16 protein-coding genes are annotated in these 16,056 nt (G+C 69.2%); 9 read left to right on the top strand and 7 right to left on the bottom strand.

Annotated elements, in window-relative coordinates; translation table 11 throughout:
- Positions 1-82: 82 nt before the first annotated feature.
- Positions 83-1,099 (bottom strand): 1-aminocyclopropane-1-carboxylate deaminase, encoded by a 1,017-nt coding sequence (locus tag I5731_RS10820; protein ID WP_197311400.1) that lies wholly within the window; start codon positions 1,097-1,099, stop codon positions 83-85.
- A gap of 213 nt (positions 1,100-1,312) precedes the next feature.
- Between I5731_RS10820 and I5731_RS10815 the strand changes: the two genes are divergently transcribed.
- A complete protein-coding gene (locus I5731_RS10815; protein ID WP_197311399.1) occupies positions 1,313-1,798 on the top strand; it encodes an Lrp/AsnC family transcriptional regulator in 486 nt (161 codons plus the stop codon).
- A 495-nt stretch (positions 1,799-2,293) separates the two neighbouring features.
- On the opposite strand, the gene I5731_RS10810 is transcribed toward I5731_RS10815, so the two are convergent.
- A complete protein-coding gene (locus I5731_RS10810; RefSeq protein ID WP_197311398.1) occupies positions 2,294-3,625 on the bottom strand; it encodes an ROK family protein in 1,332 nt (443 codons plus the stop codon).
- Between the two features lie 408 nt (positions 3,626-4,033).
- Here I5731_RS10810 and xylF point away from each other — a divergent pair, with 408 nt between their 5' ends.
- The 3 genes from xylF (at position 4,034) to I5731_RS10795 (ending at position 7,484) form a co-directional block, all read left to right on the top strand.
- Entirely contained in the window at positions 4,034-5,074 is a 1,041-nt protein-coding gene (gene xylF / locus I5731_RS10805; protein ID WP_197311397.1) for a D-xylose ABC transporter substrate-binding protein, read from the top strand.
- Positions 5,075-5,346: 272 nt separating this feature from the next.
- On the top strand, positions 5,347-6,660 hold the full coding sequence (locus I5731_RS10800) for a sugar ABC transporter permease (protein WP_197311396.1): 1,314 nt from the start codon (positions 5,347-5,349) through the stop codon (positions 6,658-6,660).
- 14 nt (positions 6,661-6,674) lie between these two features.
- The gene (locus tag I5731_RS10795) at positions 6,675-7,484 is read left to right on the top strand and encodes an ATP-binding cassette domain-containing protein (RefSeq protein WP_197311395.1); all 810 of its coding nucleotides are present in this window, start codon (positions 6,675-6,677) and stop codon (positions 7,482-7,484) included.
- A gap of 265 nt (positions 7,485-7,749) precedes the next feature.
- On the opposite strand, the gene uxuA is transcribed toward I5731_RS10795, so the two are convergent.
- Positions 7,750-8,931: a mannonate dehydratase gene (gene uxuA / locus I5731_RS10790; RefSeq protein WP_197311394.1), complete on the bottom strand. Its 1,182-nt coding sequence runs from the start codon at positions 8,929-8,931 to the stop codon at positions 7,750-7,752.
- Between the two features lie 73 nt (positions 8,932-9,004).
- Here uxuA and I5731_RS10785 point away from each other — a divergent pair, with 73 nt between their 5' ends.
- Positions 9,005-9,715: a FadR/GntR family transcriptional regulator gene (locus tag I5731_RS10785; RefSeq protein ID WP_197311393.1), complete on the top strand. Its 711-nt coding sequence runs from the start codon at positions 9,005-9,007 to the stop codon at positions 9,713-9,715.
- A gap of 243 nt (positions 9,716-9,958) precedes the next feature.
- Here the strand turns inward: I5731_RS10785 and I5731_RS10780 are convergent, their stop codons facing one another.
- Both I5731_RS10780 and I5731_RS10775 read right to left on the bottom strand, forming a co-directional pair.
- Positions 9,959-11,062: a BMP family ABC transporter substrate-binding protein gene (locus I5731_RS10780; protein ID WP_197311392.1), complete on the bottom strand. Its 1,104-nt coding sequence runs from the start codon at positions 11,060-11,062 to the stop codon at positions 9,959-9,961.
- A 122-nt stretch (positions 11,063-11,184) separates the two neighbouring features.
- Positions 11,185-11,931 (bottom strand): GntR family transcriptional regulator, encoded by a 747-nt coding sequence (locus I5731_RS10775; protein ID WP_197311391.1) that lies wholly within the window; start codon positions 11,929-11,931, stop codon positions 11,185-11,187.
- Between the two features lie 188 nt (positions 11,932-12,119).
- On the opposite strand from I5731_RS10775, the gene I5731_RS10770 reads away from it, so the two are divergent.
- Both I5731_RS10770 and I5731_RS10765 read left to right on the top strand, forming a co-directional pair.
- Entirely contained in the window at positions 12,120-12,296 is a 177-nt protein-coding gene (locus I5731_RS10770) for a hypothetical protein (protein ID WP_197311390.1), read from the top strand.
- Positions 12,293-13,225 (top strand): DUF1989 domain-containing protein, encoded by a 933-nt coding sequence (locus I5731_RS10765; RefSeq protein ID WP_197311389.1) that lies wholly within the window; start codon positions 12,293-12,295, stop codon positions 13,223-13,225. Before I5731_RS10770 ends, I5731_RS10765 begins: the two co-directional genes overlap by 4 nt.
- Positions 13,226-13,356: 131 nt before the next feature.
- On the opposite strand, the gene I5731_RS10760 is transcribed toward I5731_RS10765, so the two are convergent.
- Positions 13,357-13,518: a DUF3563 domain-containing protein gene (locus tag I5731_RS10760; RefSeq protein ID WP_197311388.1), complete on the bottom strand. Its 162-nt coding sequence runs from the start codon at positions 13,516-13,518 to the stop codon at positions 13,357-13,359.
- Positions 13,519-13,844: 326 nt separating this feature from the next.
- Complete coding sequence (locus I5731_RS10755; RefSeq protein WP_197311387.1) at positions 13,845-14,450, bottom strand: NUDIX domain-containing protein; 606 nt, start codon at positions 14,448-14,450, stop codon at positions 13,845-13,847.
- Positions 14,451-14,708: 258 nt separating this feature from the next.
- Between I5731_RS10755 and I5731_RS10750 the strand changes: the two genes are divergently transcribed.
- Together I5731_RS10750 and I5731_RS10745 are read left to right on the top strand one after the other, a co-directional pair.
- Positions 14,709-15,356 (top strand): BLUF domain-containing protein, encoded by a 648-nt coding sequence (locus I5731_RS10750; protein ID WP_197311386.1) that lies wholly within the window; start codon positions 14,709-14,711, stop codon positions 15,354-15,356.
- 148 nt (positions 15,357-15,504) lie between these two features.
- A complete protein-coding gene (locus I5731_RS10745) occupies positions 15,505-16,050 on the top strand; it encodes a BLUF domain-containing protein (RefSeq protein ID WP_197311385.1) in 546 nt (181 codons plus the stop codon).
- Positions 16,051-16,056: the final 6 nt, after the last annotated feature.

The raw sequence follows: 16,056 nt of genomic DNA, 5'->3' as shown, positions 1-16,056 counted from the left end.
TGCGGCGCCGGCCGCGCCAACCTCCCGCGCTGCCGCAATCACCGGACAGCTTGTCCGGACAGCGCCCGCGGCCGCTTCGGCGTCAGCCGTTGGCGTAGATCCCGGCGTAGCCGTTGATCGCCGGCACGCCGCCGAGGTGGGCGTAGAGCACCCTGGAGCCGGCCGGGATCTCGTGCTTGGCGATCATGTCGATCATGCCCTGCATCGACTTGCCCTCGTAGACCGGGTCGGTGAGCATGCCCTCGAGCCGGGCGCAGAGCCGGATCGCCTCGTTGGTCTCCGCCGACGGCAGGCCGTATTCGGGGTAGGCGTAGCGGGTGTCGAGCACGACGTCGTCGGCCGTGATCGGCTGGCCGAGCTCGACGAGGTCGGCGGTCTTCTGCGCGATGCGCAGGATCTGGGCGTGGGTTTCCTCGGGCTTTGCCGAGGCGTCGATGCCGATGACGCGGCGGGCGCGGCCGTCGGCGGCAAAGCCCACCACCATGCCGGCCTGGGTCGAGCCGGTCACCGAGCAGACGAAGATGTAGTCGAAGGTGAAGCCGAGTTCCTTCTCCTGCGCGCGGACTTCCTCGGCGAAGCCGACGAAGCCGAGACCGCCGAGCGGATGGTCGGACGCGCCGGCCGGGATCGCATAGGGCTTGCCGCCGCCCGCCCGCACTTCGGCGAGCGCGTTCTCCCAGCTTTCCTTGAAGCCGATGCCGAAGCCCTCGTTGACGAGCTCCACCTTGGCGCCCATGAGGCGGCTCATCAGGATGTTGCCGACGCGGTCGTAGACCGAATCGTGCCAGTTGACCCAGTTCTCCTGCACCAGCCGGCACTTCATGCCGAGCTTCGCCGCCACCGCCGCCACCTGGCGGGTGTGGTTCGACTGCACGCCGCCGATGGTCACCAGCGTGTCGCAGCCCTGCGCGATCGCCTCCGGCACCAGATACTCGAGCTTGCGCACCTTGTTGCCGCCGAAGGCGAGGCCGCTGTTGCAGTCCTCGCGCTTGGCATAGATCTCGACCGCGCCGCCGAGATGCTGCGACAGCCTGTCGAGCTTCTCGATCGGGGTCGGGCCGAAGGTGAGCTTGTGGCGGGGATGCTTCGCAAGGTTCATGGGGAAAGGTCTCGTTGGCGCGGGAGGGCAGGACCGACGGCGCGGCCCCGATCGACGGATCATGCCCGCGTCGCGCACCGTCTTCCAATGCGTTGATGGGCCGATCGAAGCATGTTTCGTGCGCCTTTTGCGCAACCTGTCGCCAAGAAGCAGGTCTTGTGAGAAGCTCGGCGCAGTTTTCATGCGCGCCTTTCCCCGGAGACCCCTTTGCTGATGTCCGACGACGATCTCGCAAAACCCGTTCCGCTCGACCGCATCGACCGCAACCTGTTGCGCCTGCTGCAGGCCGACGCGTCGCTGACCCATGCCGAGCTGTCGGCCCGGGTCAATCTCAGCCCCACCGCCGTGATGCGCCGGATCGAGCGGTTGAAGGCGCAAGGGGTGATCAGCCGGGTGGTGGCGCATGTCGCGCCCGAGGCGGTCGACCTCACTACCCTCGTCATCGTCGGCGTGGTGCTCGACCGCTCGACCCCCGCCACCTTCGCCGCCTTCGAGGAGGCGGCGCAGCGCATCCGCGGCTGCATCGAGTGCCACCTCGTCGCCGGCGAGTTCGACTACGTCCTGATGATCCGCACCCGCGACCTGCCGCGCTTCAACAAGCTCCACGTCGACGAAATCATCCACCTCCCCGGCGTCCGCCAGATCCGGACGTTCTTCGTGCTGAAGGAGATCCTGTCGACGAGCGTGCTGCCGGTGTGAGGGCAGGGGGAGATGGATTGGGAATGGCCGTCAGGGGAAGGACCTGCGGGTGCGATCGATGACGGTGAAGTCGATGGCGACGAAGACGACGGGGGCTTGGACGAAGACGACGGGGTCGATGGCGACGAAGACGACGGAGGTTTGGACGAAGACGACGGAGCCTTGAAGGTGCGGTCGTGCCGAGCCGGCGACGTCTCCACCACCTCTCGTCCGTCATCGCCGGGCTTGACCCGGCGACCCACTAGCCTCCCCTGTCGCACAATGCTCACGGTCGAGAAAAAACAACATGGACAACAAGTTGGCTCATCCGACCGGCAACCACATTGGGTTGCCGGGTCAAGCCCGGCAATGACGAAGGAGGGGGAGGAGCACGGTGGGACCGCTTTCGTCCCAGCCGACCTCTCCGTCCGACCCGCTGTATTCGTCTTACCCGTCCTACCAGACCGCCTCGATCCGGCCGCCGGATCCTCGCCAAGCAGCGAGCCGATCTGCTCCCTACGCCCGCTCCTCCCGCGGCAGCTCGATCTCCGTCCGCCGGGTGATGTCCGTCGCGGCGAAGACCTCGCTGTCGAGGCGGGCGAGGGCGTCGGCGATGAGGCCGGTGATGATCATGTCCTGGTCCCAGGGCAGGGTCTGGAAAATGGTGTTGCGGCGCAGGTCCTCGACCAGCGCGTCGGCGATGCCCTCGTGCATGGCCGCCTCGATCAGCGGGAAGGCGCGGGTCGAGGCGCCGGTGAAGACGATGCGGCCGGGGTTCACCAGCGCCATCAGCCGCGCGATACCGTAGCCGAGCGCCCGGCCGGCGTCGTGGTAGATGCCGGCGATGCGCGCGTCGCCGGCCTTCGCCGCCGCCTCCAGCGCCAGCAGGTCGGCGGCCGACGGGCGCGCGTCGGCCGGGTCGGTGTCGGGGCTCATGGCGCTCGCCTCGCGCCAGATCGCATAGTCGGCGACGAAGGCCTCGAGGCAGCCGCGGCGCCCGCAGCGGCACAGCGGCCCGCCGGGAATGTGGTTCATGTGGCCGATCTCGGCGGCCGAACCATCGGCGCCCGCGTGCAGCTTGTCGCCGACGAACAGCCCCAGGCCGACGCCGTAGTCGACGAAGATCACCGCGAAGGTGCCGCCGTAGACCACCGGATCGGCCCAGTGCAGCGCCTGCGCGATCATGTTGGCGTCGTTGGTGATGAAGCACGGGATGCCGAAGGCCCGCCGCACCGGGCGCACCAGTTCGATGTCGCGCTCCGAGAACGCCGGCGACCACACCACGCTGCCGGTGTTCTGGTCGACGAAACCCTGCGCCGCGATGCCGATCTCGGCGACGCGCCTGAGCGGCACCTTCTCGGCGGCGAGGAAGTCGTGGATCAGCGCGACCAGCAGGCGCGGAAAGCTCGCCCGCGTCTCGCGCAGCGTCGGCGGGCTCTCCTCGCGCCGGGCGATCACCGTGCCCTCGTAGTCGGCGACGACGAGGACGATCTTGTTGAAGGCGACCTTCACCGCCAGCACGTAGGCGACCTCGGCGTTGAGCTGCAGCAGGATGCGCGGGCGGCCGCGCACGCTCGGGGCAGGGGGCTCGCCGTCCGCCTCGGGCGCCCGCGGCGCGTGCTCGACCGTCACTGCGCTGATCAGGCCCTCGCTGATCAGGTCGGCGGTGATCGCGGTGATCGTCGCCGGCGACAGCCGCGTCGCGGTGCCGAGATCGACGCGGGCGATCGGGGCCCGCCGCCGCACCGTGCTGAGGACGAGCGAGCGGTTCTGGCGCCGGACCTGGTCGGTATCGGCCCGCTCCGGCGCGCCCGGTCGGCCGCCGCGCCGCGCGTTGCGTTCGGTCATTGTTTCCGTCCCCTTCGGAGCGGATCGCCGGCCTGCGGCCGTCGTCCGTTCGCTTTCTTTCCCCGGCGTCGATCGGGCAGGGCCACGCCGGGCAGCCTTCCGGCGCCCGGCTGGGCGCCGGGCGGATTGTGCAAGTGCAGCATGGGCTTCGCAGTGCAGCAAGATGCGTGAGGGACGCATCCGGGAGACTCGCGAGCCGGCTTCACCCTGTTTGTTCAATTCGTGTCCGCGATCGCCTGAAAGGATATTGACACCGCCCATCATTCGGGTCCACAATTTTTTCGGCCTTCAAATTAATCGCTGGGGGCTTGAGGTATGCGACCTGCGGTAGGGCGACTGGAGGGTCGGCCGGAGGTCGAAGCAACGAGCTGCGCTGCCTGTAGCGTGGCCTTCTTGGGGAGGAATTTCATGTCCCGGATTCTGTCCGTGCTGACGGCGGCCGTGCTGTCCGCCACTGCAATCACGTCGAGCCACGCGGCCGACCTCGTCGTCGGCGTCAGCTGGTCCAACTTCCAGGAAGAGCGCTGGAAGACCGACGAGGCGGCCATCAAGGCGGCGCTCGAAGCCGCCGGCGCGACCTACATCTCGGCGGACGCCCAGTCGTCGGCCGCCAAGCAGCTGACCGACGTCGAGAGCCTGATCGCCCAGGGTGCCAACGCCCTGATCATCCTCGCCCAGGATGCCGAAGCCATCGCCCCGGCGGTGGAGCAGGCCCAGAACGAGGGTATCCCGGTGGTCGGCTACGACCGCCTGATCGAGATCCCGTCGGCCTACTACATCACCTTCGACAACAAGGAAGTCGGCCGCATCCAGGCGCGTGAAGTGTTCAAGGTCGCCCCCGAGGGCAACTACATCTTCATCAAGGGCTCGGCCTCCGACCCGAACGCCGACTTCCTGTTCTCCGGCCAGATGGAAGTCCTGAAGGACGCCCTCGACAGCGGCGCGATCAAGAACGTCGGTGAGGCCTACAGCGATGGCTGGCTGCCCGCCAACGCCCAGAAGAACACCGAGCAGTTCCTGACCGCGGCGAACAACGACGTCGTCGCCGTCGTCGCTTCGAACGACGGCACCGCCGGCGGCGCCATCGCGGCGCTCTCCGCGCAGGGCCTCGCCGGTTCGGTCGCCGTCTCCGGCCAGGATGCCGATTTCGCCGCGCTCAACCGCGTCGCTCTCGGCACCCAGACCGTGTCGGTCTGGAAGGACAGCCGCGAACTCGGCAAGAAGGCCGCCGAGATCGCCGTCGCCCTCGCCGGTGGCACCGCTCTCGACGCGGTCGATGGCACGACGAAGTTCTCCGGCGGCCCGAAGGGCGCCGAGATGAACTCGACGTTCCTCACCCCGCTCGCGATCACCAAGGACAACCTCAACGTCGTCATCGACGCCGGCTGGGTTTCCAAGGAAGTCGTCTGCCAGGGCGTCGCCGCCGGCAGCGTCGCGGCCTGCGACTGACTTTGACGCACACGGCCGCCGCGGGAGATCTTCTCCCGCGGCCGCTTTTTTGGGTTCCGGCCGCGCGCCGGGTTCCGCGCCTCGCCGGAACCGCACGCGTGATGCGCCGGGCGATCAATTCCAGAGTTCCGTCGTGATCGTCGCTTTTCGCGCGGTCCTTCGTGCCGCATGATGGCGCGGAGGCCCTGACGCACATCCCGTCGCACGTGGCGGGGCGCCAGGCCGGAAATGCGAAGCAGCCGATCAAGGCTGACGCAGTGGGGAGCCAAATCATGAGCGACAACGCAGCCGCTTCGCCGGGTGCCTCGTCCGGTGCGCCGCCGAAGGCCCGGGCGCAATCCTTCATTTCCGCGCTCGAGGTCGACGTCCGCTTTCTCGGCATGGTCGGCGCCCTCGCCGTCATCTGGATCGCGTTCCACTTCCTCTCGGGCGGCAACTTCCTGACGCCGCGCAATCTCTGGAACCTGTCCGTGCAGACCGCCTCGGTCGCCGTGATGGCGACCGGCATGGTGCTGGTGATCGTCACCCGCAACATCGATCTCTCGGTCGGCTCGATCCTCGGCGTCACCGGCATGATCATGGCGGTGGCCCAGGCCGACTACATCGTTCCGGCGCTCGGCGCCGGCTCCGGCGGGGTCTGGATCGTCACGTTGCTGGTCGGCCTCGCCGCCGGCGCTGCGATCGGCGCGCTGCACGGCTATGTAATTGCCTACATGGGCGTCCCGGCCTTCATCGTCACGCTCGGCGGCCTGCTGGTCTGGCGCGGTGCGGCGTGGTGGGTCGCGAGCGGCCGTACCATCCCGGTCGTCGACGCAAACTTCCGCCTGATGGGCGGTGGTGCGGACGGTTCGGTCGGTGCGAGCTGGAGCTGGATCATCGCGATCGTCGCCTGCGTTCTCATCGTGTTCGCGACGTGGAACGCCCGCCGCCAGCGCAAGCGGTTCAATTTCCCGCTGAAGCCGGTCTGGGCCGAATTCGCCACCGCCGGCGCCGGAGCGCTCGCCGTGATCGGCGCGACGATGGTCGTGAATTCCTACTATCTGCCCGGCCCGCTCGCCCGCCGCTTCGCCGAGGCGAACGGCCTCGAGATGCCGCCGGAAGGCCTCTTCATCGCCTTCGGCTATGCCGTGCCCGTGCTGATCGCCGTCGGCGTCGGCATCTCGATGACTTTCCTCGCGACGCGCACCAAGTTCGGCCGCTACGTCTTCGCCATCGGTGGCAACCCCGAGGCCGCGGAACTCGCCGGCATCAACACCCGCCGCGTCACGCTGATGATTTTCGCGCTGATGGGGGCGCTCGCCGCCCTCGCCGCCGCGATCTCCACCGCGCGCCTCACCTCGGCGACCAATGCGCAGGGCACGCTCGACGAGCTCTACACCATCGCCGCGGCGGTGATCGGCGGCACCTCGCTCGCCGGCGGCGCCGGCACCATCGCGGGTGCGCTGCTCGGCGCCCTCGTCATGCAGAGCCTGCAGTCGGGCATGGTGCTGCTCGGCCTCGACACGCCGCTGCAGAACATCGTCGTCGGCGTCGTGCTGGTGCTGGCGGTGTGGATCGACAGCGTCTACCGCCGCCGGCTCAAGTGAGGGAGGGAACTGACATGACCACGACCAAGGATACCCCCCTCGTCGAGATGCGCGACATGTCGATCTCCTTCGGCGGCATCCATGCCGTCGACGGGGTCACCGTCGATCTCTACCCGGGTGAAGTCGTCGGCCTGCTCGGCCACAACGGCGCCGGCAAATCGACCCTGATCAAGATCCTGTCGGGCGCCTACAAGGCGGATTCCGGCGCGATCTACATCAACGGCGAAAAGGTGGAGATCACGAGCCCGCGCGATTCCAAGCGCCTCGGCATCGAGACGATCTACCAGACGCTGGCGCTCGCCGACAACGTCGACGCCGCCGCCAACCTCTTCCTCGGCCGCGAGCTGATGACCCCCTGGGGCACGCTCGACGACGTCGCGATGGAGGCGGCGGCCCGCCAGGTGATGGGCCGGCTCAACCCGAACTTCCGCAAGTTCAAGGAGCCGGTGAAGGGTCTCTCGGGCGGCCAGCGCCAGTCGGTGGCGATCGCCCGCGCGCTCTATTTCGACGCCAAGATCCTGATCATGGACGAGCCGACCGCGGCGCTCGGGCCGCACGAGACGGCGCAGGTCGCCGACCTCATCAAGGAGCTGAAGCGCCAGGGCCTCGGCATCTTCCTGATCAGCCACGACCTGCACGACGTCTTCGACCTCGCCGACCGCGTCGCCGTGATGAAGAACGGCAAGCTGGTCGGTTCGGCGAAGACGACGGATGTCACCGCCGACGAGGTGCTCGGCATGATCATCCTCGGCAAATGCCCCCCCGGCGCCACCCGCGGCCCGGGCGCGCTGTCGGACGCGGAGCTCGCGACCGCGCACGCCTGAGGGGATTTTCTCGGTGTGACGAGCGGCCGGTGGATGTCTCATCCACCGGCCGTTTGTATTTCGGGGAAGGGCCGCGCCCCCCTCATCCGGCCTTCGGCCACCTTCTCCCGCAAGGGGAGAAGGGAAGAGTTGCCGCGGGGCTCGTGGACAAACCCCTGTTTTCAAACGCGAGGCGCTTCAAAAATCCCTTCTCCCCTCGCGGGAGAAGGTGCCCGTAGGGCGGATGAGGGGGTGCGGCCTCACCAAACCCACCACCCCACCCAACTCACGCCAGCCCGAACCGCTCCACCGCCGTCATCACGCCGCGCAGCTCCGCGAGGCCCTTGAGGCGGCCGATCAGGGAGTAGCCCGGGTTGGTCGTGCGGCGCAGGTCGTCGGCGAGCAGGTGGCCGTGGTCGGGGCGCATCGGGATCTCCGCGTCCGCCCGGCCTTCGGCGCGCCGCCGCGCCTCCTCGCGCATCAGCGCCGCGATCAGGCCGGCCATGTCGACGTCGCCGGCGAGGTGGTCGGATTCGACGAAGCTGCCGTCGTCGTCGCGGGTGACGTTGCGCAGGTGGGCGAAATGGATGCGCGGCCCGAATTCCTCGGCCATCGCGACGAGGTCGTTGTCGGCGCGCGAGCCGTAGGAGCCGGCGCACAGCGTCAGCCCGTTCGCCGGGCGATCGACGGCGGCGAGCAGGGCGCGGGCGTCGGCGGCGGTGGAGACGATGCGCGGCAGGCCGAACAGCGGCATCGGCGGATCGTCCGGGTGGATCGCGAGGCGCACGCCGAATTCTTCCGCCACCGGCACCACCGCGCGCAGGAAGTCGGCGAGGTTGCCGCGCATGTCGTCCGCCGTGACGCCGTCGAAGGCGGCAATGCGTGCGGCGATCCCGGCGCGGTCGTAGGAGCCGTCGCCGCCGGGCAGGCCGGCGATGATGTTGGTCTCGAGCCGGGCGACTGCCGCGTCGTCGAGGCTGGCGAGCCGCGTGGCGGCGCGCTCGAGCACGGCAGCGTCGTAGTCCGCTTCGGCGCCGGGCCGGCGCAGCACGAAAGCGTCGTAGGCGACAAAATCGGTGACGTCGAAGCGCAGCGCGAGCCCGGTCGAGGGCATCGGATGGCGCAGATCAGTCCGGGTCCAGTCGACCACGGGCATGAAATTGTAGCAGACGACGCCGACGCCGGCCCGGCCGAGCGCGGCGAGGCTGTCGGTCCAGATGCCGAGCGCCCGCGACCAGCCGGCATCGCGCAGCTTCAGCGACACCGGCACCGGGATCGATTCGCACACCGCCCAGGTGAGCCCCGCCGCCTCGATCTCCGCCTTGCGCGCCCCGACGTCGTCGTCGGTCCAGGCGCGGCCTTCGCCGATCTCGTGCAGCGCCGAGACGATGCCGGTCGCCCCCGCCTGCCGGACGTCGCCGAGGGTGACGGGATCATTGGGTCCGAACCAGCGCCAGCTCTGCAGCATCTTGTCCCTCCTTCATTTGTGGGACAAAATACCGAGCATGAGCCATTTATCAAGCCGGGAGAGGCGTCGATCGATGCAAAAGGCCGACGATAGCGGTTCGGAGGCGGCGAGTGGCTCCGCCGTCGATCAGGTCGTCGCGGCGATCCGCGCCCTGATCCGCGAGCGCGGCCTCGGCGTCGGCGACGTGCTGCCGAGCGAGGCGGAACTCGGCGCCATGGTCGGGGCGGGGCGCAACACGGTGCGCGAGGCGATCCGCATCCTGAAGGCCTACGGCATCGTCGAAAGCCGCCAGAAGGTCGGCGCGGTGATCACCGACCGGCGCCGCGAGGCGGTGATGGACGTGTTCTCGTTCGCGATCGACATCTCGGCCGCGACGTTCCGTGACGTGCAGGGCTTTCGCCGACTGGTCGAGGTCAACCTCGCCGAGACGCTGATCGGCCGGCTGCCGGCGGCGACGCTCGCCGCGATGGCGGCGGAGAATGCCGCGATGGCTGCGGCCGAGGATCCGGCCGCAGCGGCGCGGCACGACTACGCCTTCCACCGGCTGCTGGTCGAGGCGGCCGGCAACCGCACCCTGGCCGAGGTCTACGCCATCCTGCGCCCCGTGGTGCAGCGCCTGATGGAGACCGGCAAGACCGAACGCCGCGCCCGCGACGGCGCCTTCCGCGAGCACGCGGCGATCCTCGACGCGCTCGGCACCGGCGACCGGCTCGGCTACGCCTACCACATGAACCGGCATCTCGACGCGGGGCTGGAGTTTTTGCCGGAGGCGGGGCGGGGGTAGGGGGCTTTATCGGGCTTTCTCGGCTTTACCGTGCTGCCTCCCCCCTCCCGTGCTTCGCACCTCCCCCGCTTTCGCAGGAGAGGGGACGCAGGAGGAGGGGGCGACGGTCTCGACAGCGTTTCGGTTCGGCGCGACCTTCGTTGTGTGAAGGTCATATCGCCCATCGTCCCCTCTCCTGCGAAGCGGGGGAGGGACAGGGAGGGGGGAGGCCGCACGGCACGACCACCCCCCAAAACCCCAACCTCAGGTGATCGACCCCACCACGCCCTCGAGCAGGTAGTCCGTGCCCCACAGCGCGCCGTCGTAGAGGCCGAGGGTGCCGTCGATGACCTGGTTGCCCTTGTTGTCCTTCAGCGGGCCGACGAAGATCGGGGCGCCGCCCTTCACCTCCTCGATCGCCTTGGTCGCCGCGGCGATCGCCGCTTCCGAGGCGCCGGCGCCGAAGGCGGTCGACTGCACCATGTCCTTGTCGTAGCCGCCTTCGTTGACGTTCGGCAGCTTCTCGCCCTTGGCGATCAGGCCGGCGTATTCGGTGTAGACGGTGCCCCACTTCAACTCGGCGCCGGTGATGAAGCCGGTCGGCGCCAGCGTCGACTGGTCGGCGTTGTGGCCGCAGGTCTTGATGCCGCGGCCCTCGGCGGTCTCGACCACCACCTTGGGGCTGTCGACGTGGCAGGCGATGACGTCGCAGCCGGCGTCGATCAGCGCGTTGGTGGCTTCCGCCTCGCGCACGGGCAGCGACCATTCACCGGTGATGATCAGGCGCACCTCGGCGGCCGGGTTCACCTTCTTCACGCCGAGGGTGAAGGCGTTGATGTTGCGCAGCACCAGCGAGATCGGCTTTGCCGCGATGAAGCCGATCTTGTTCGACGTCGTCGAAAGACCCGCGGCGATGCCGTTCACGTAGTGGCCCTGGTCGAGGTAGCAGAAATAGCCGCCGAGGTTCATCGGGTGCTTGTCGGCGCTCCAGAGGCCGGTCGGGTGGCGGAACTCGATCTCCCGGAACTTCTTCGCCGCCTCGATCATGAACGGGTCGAAGTAGCCGAACGAGGTTGCGAAGATCAGCGACGCGCCGTCGAGGTTGATCATCGATTCCATCGTCTGCGAGACCGAGACGGTCTCCGGCACGTTCTCTTCCTCGACCACGGTCACGCCCGGGATCGCCTTCAGCGCGGCGGCGCCGACGGCGTGCGCCTGGTTCCAGCCGTAGTCGTCGCGCGGGCCGACGTAGACGAGGCCGATGGTGAGGCCTTCCTGGGCCCTGGCTCGCAGGCCGCCGGCGAGCAGCAGGGAGCCGGCGGCGGCGGTGCCGAGGAAGCGGCGGCGGGTCAGCGGAAATGCGGTCATTGCGGGTCCCCTCGCGTTGGGTCGGCCATGCGGCCGCCGTCGCCGGAACTTCGGTTCCGGCGTGGTCGTCGTCATGAAGGTCGGGAAGCCGGGTGGTCCCGGTCTTGTTGGACAGAACGGCGTCAGGTCGCCTTGCGGCCGGACGTGCGCCGGATCGGCACCGCGCCCTCGGCCGTGCCGGCGACGGCGCCGGCGTAACGGGCGAGCACCGTGCCGAGGTCGGCCTCGACCGGCTTCTCGCCGATCAACGCCCGCCGCTCGACGGCGCCGACATGGTGATCCATCAGGTCCGCCGCCGCCTCGCCGTCACCGCGGCGCAGGGCGGCGAGGATCTCGGAATGCTCGTTGACGGCGCAGTCTGACGAGTGCGGCCGGCCGTAGAGCGCAAGAATCAGCGAGCAGCGCGAGATCACCTCGCGCAGGTAGCGCATCAGCAGGCCGTTGCCGGCCATCTCGGCGAGCCGGGCGTGGAACTCGCCGGCGAGACGGATCGAGACGCGCTCGTCGTCCAGCGCCCGCGCCGCCTCTTCTTTCCGCACGTGGCCCTCGAGTTCGGCGCCGAACTCCGGCCGCCAGCGCTTGGCGACGAGGCGCACCACCTCGCGCTCCAGTGCCTTGCGCACCTCGAATACCTCGCGCGCCTCCTCGAGGCTCGGCTGCGCCACGGTCGCCGTGCGCCGCGGCAGCGCGTCGACGAGGCCCTCGGCCTGCAGCCGCGCCAGCGTGGCGCGCACCAGCGTCCGGCTCATGCCGAACTGGGTGCCGATCTCGTCCTCCGGCAGCTTGGTGCCGGGCAGGATCGCCTGCTCGATGATCGCCTGCCGCAGGGCGGCATAGGCGATATCGCTGCGGCTGGAGGGCTTGGTCATCTGGACGAGGGCTCCGGCATGTTGGGGGCGATTGTTGTATACTGGATATGCGCCCGCAAGTATCCCGAACGCGCAAATTCTAGGCGCCGCTGCCGAGTCTTTAGGCTTCTGTCGGCCGATGTCGTATGCCTATCCTGTATACTGGATTAGCCGGCTCGCGCTGGCGCGCATCGTCGGGGAGGTGGCAGGTGGCGGACGACACGACGGCGACGGGGCGAACGGTACGCCTCGTTCTCAACCGGCAACAGCTCGAACTCGTCGACCGGACGGTTGCCCGCGGCGTAGCACAGGACCGGACGGCCCTCGTCCATCTGGCGCTCGCCGAATACGCGGTGCTGGCGGCGGCCGGGGGGCTGCCGCGATGAGCGCGCGCGAGCCGATCTTCGAATGGGAGCTGCAGCCCGGCACGGGCAAGGCGATCGAATTGCGCGCCGGCCAGATCCTGCGCATCGAACAGGTGGGTGGCGGCCAGTGCGTCGATTTCAACGCCTTCAACCTGCACGACTACAAGGAGTTCATGCACTGCGGCCGGACCCGCACCGTGCACGGCTTCAACCCGACCAAGGGCACCTTCATGTGGTCGCAGCCGCCGCGTGAACGCGCGCTGCTCTACATCATGGAAGACACCTACGGCCGCAACGACGTGCTGTTTCCGCGCTGCAGCTCCTACGTCTACGAGGCCGCCTACGGCTTCGACGCCCACACCAACTGCCACGACATCCAGGCCGAGGCGCAGCGCGAATACGGCCTCACCCCGGACGACGTGCACGACAGCTTCAACCTGTTCATGTGCACGGAAGTCACCCTCGACGGCCGCGCCACCATCACGCGGCAGGCGTCGAAGGCCGGCGACCACGTCGACCTGCTGGCGCTCGCCGACGTCTTGGCGATCCCCAATGTCTGCGGCGCCGACGTGATGCGCACCAGCAATTTCGGGCTGAAGCCGATCAAACTGCAGGTGTTCGAGGCGACGGAGGCCGAGCTCGCGGCGGTGCCGAAGACGCCGATCCTGCGCAGCCAGCGCACGCCGAAGGATTTCCGCAATCCGGTGATCAAGGCCGACCGGGCGCTGACCCGCGACCCGGCCTACGTGCCGGAATTCACCAACGTGCCGCTGGAAACCGAGACGCTGGAGATCGAGCTCACGCCGGAAGAGGCCGCGCTGTTCGACAGCGTCCGGCTGCCGGTGCACGGCGACGACGACGGCGCGGCGCTGCGCGACGTGCTGTTCAGCTGGTGGGAAAGCCGCTTTCTCGCGGCATCTAGCGGCGCACCGGCGATCGGCGACCGCTGAACTCGCCCCTGAAACGAACTTCGCCGCCCCGGGGGGCGGCGAGCGGTGGCCAGTTCGCGAAGCGCGTCCGGCGTGGTCGTCTCGAGGCGGCCCGGCACGAAGCTGCCGGGCGGCGTGTCAGAGCCGGTGCTTCAGAGCCGGTACTGGGGGCGCCGGAACAGGCCGCGGTCGATTTCGCGCTGGCGGTGCTCGAGGTCGATCGCGTCGCGGGCCTCGTTGAGGTAGCCCGTCTCGATGTCACGCTGGCTGGCGGGGCGCAGCGCCTGGCGCAGCTTCTTGATCGGTCCAAACATCATCGTCTCCTTTGGCGGCTCGCATTGGCCGCAGTGCCGCTGGAAACCGGTAGGCGCCCGCGCCGACCCGCCACGTTCGACGTGGCGACGGCAGGTGGGACACCGGCTCGCGGTACGAGCATCCGGTTCGTCTCGACGCGGGGCCCGGACATTTCCGATCGCCGCCGCTTCGATGTCCCCAAGATAGGGATTCGATGCTGCGCTGCGAAGGCATGGCTCTGCATTGCACTTATGCTGCAGGCGCACGGCGATGTGCATCGATTTAGACGGTTTGCTCCGAGCAGGACGAACGGCAAGATCCCCGGAAAACCGCCATTCCCGGAATTTCACGTCGCGGAAAACAGCTCGGGACGTCGCAGTCGCAGCGTCTGGATCAGCGCAAAGCTTTTCAAATCGTCAACATTTCCGGCATCTGCCGCCGCGGCGAGTTCGGCGAGCGGCACGATCACCACCTCGATCTGCTCGCCCTCGGCGGCGAGACCGAAGCCGGCGCCGCCAGCCGACCCAAGGTCGGCCTCGGCGAGGAAGAGCGACAGGCGCTCGGAAAGGCTGCCGCCCGAGGGGTAGGCGACCACGACCGGCCGGAGCTCTCCGACGACGCAGCCGGTCTCCTCGCCGATCTCGCGGCGCGCGGTTTCAGCCGGTACCTCGCCGGGGTCGACGAGACCGGCCGGCACCTCCAGCATCAGCCCGTCGCCGCCCTCCCGGTCGAGCTTGCCGGCGCGCACCTGCCGCACCATCAGCGCAGTGCGGCGCAGCGGATCGAACACCAGCGCGGCGGCGCCGTCGCCGTGGTCGACGACCTCGCGCACGATGCTGACGCCGTCGCCGAGATCGATCTCGACCACGTCGAGCCGGTTCCAGCCGCCATGCAGACGGCGGCGGCTGACGATGCGGGGCAGGGCGGGGGCGCCGGGATCGGGTGTCGGCATGGGCGGATCTGGCCTCTCGGGAGCATCGGCGGTCGGGTCCGGCTGTAGCGGACAACGGCGGCTGTGGACAAGCCGGGCCGGCTGTTTCCTGCGCCGGGCGGCGAAAACGCTTTCTTCATGCCTTCGGTCTCACGCTGACGTCCGAGGTTGCTGCGGCGGAGGCCGGCCCGTGCGGGTCGTGCGCCGGACCGCAGCGATCTGCCGGCGGACCGGGCGACAAGCTCCGGCAGCCGGCGGGAAACGCCTGGAGGACGATCGATGCACCTCGTTCGCCTCGTCTATGTCAGCCGGAACCGGATCCTCGATCTGGAGCTGCCGTTCGCCCACGAGATCCGGGCGATCCAGGCGGCTTGTGATCGCAGCAATCCGGCCGCGTCGCTCACCGGCGCGCTGGCATTCAGCGAGCGGCTCTTTGCCGGCGTCCTCGAGGGCGACCGCATTCACGTGTCGAGCACCCTCCGCCGCATCGTGTGCGATCATCGCCATGCCGATGTCACGCTGCTGCAGTTCGGCGCGGTCGGCCAGCGCCGCTTCGCCGACTGGGCGCTCGCCTATGCCGGCCAGTCCGAGGAGATGGAGCGGCTCTATCTCCGTTACGGCATCACGGCGGGGTTCGACCCGTCGCGCATGACGGTCGACAGCCTGGTGTCGCTGCTGGCGCAGATGGTCCGCATGGAGGGCGCGGGTATCCACCATGCACCGGCCTTCACGGCCGCCGCGCAGGTGCCTCAGGTGGAGCCGGAGCCGGGCGCCGCGCCGGAGCCGGCGCCGCGGCCGCGCAATGCGGCGGTCGCCGCCACGCTGGTGAAGCCGCCGGAGCCGGCCAACCGCCCGCCGCCGCTGCCGATCCGGAGCGGCGCCGCCGCCTTCCGGGTGCAGGCGGCGCCCCGGGCCGAGGACGCGTGAGAGCGCAGCGACGGGCGGCACGCGATCCGGCGCTGCCGCAGCGGAGACGACGGCCGGGCGCCGCCCGCGCCGACGACCGACGCCGGCGAGGGGCCAGGCGCCGGACGGGACGGGCCGCAAGGCCGGTCCAGCAGATGGAAAAAGTGCGATGTACTTGTTCAGGATGAGCTTCTACAGCGACAACAACATGGGCGCCGGGGAGCGCCCCATCGCCAGCGAGATCAAGGCGATCCTCGCCGCCTGCAGCCGCTATACGCTGGCCTCCGGCATCACCGGTGCGCTGGTGTTCAACGAGCGCTACTTCGTGCAGGTGATGGAGGGCGAACGCAGCCTGCTGTCGCGTACGGTGTGGAGCATCGCGTCCGATGCCCGCCAGAAGAACATGGTGCTGCTCTCGGCGGCGCCGATCAACGAACGCCTCTTCCTCGGCTGGTCGGTCGGCTACGCCGGTCACTCCGAGCAGGCCGATGCGCTCTACCTGCGCCACGCGATCATGGGCGCGCTCGACCCTTCGCGGATGACGGCGGAAAGCGTCGAGAACCTCGTCGCCGAGTTTGTCACCGGCGAGAACCCGTTCGTGATCTCGTCACGCCATGCGGCCGCCGCGCCGCCGCCGAAGCCGGCGCCAAGGGCCGGCGAGACGATCAAGGTTCGCCCGGCGCCGCCGTCGCCGCGGGTCCCGACAACCGGATGACGGCTG

Origin of the sequence: Methylobrevis albus, assembly GCF_015904235.1 — a bacterium.
GTDB classification, from domain to species: Bacteria; Pseudomonadota; Alphaproteobacteria; order Rhizobiales; family Pleomorphomonadaceae; genus Methylobrevis_A; species Methylobrevis_A albus.
Note: the sequence above shows the minus strand (reverse complement) of the source record. Positions and strands in the feature narration are given on the sequence as shown.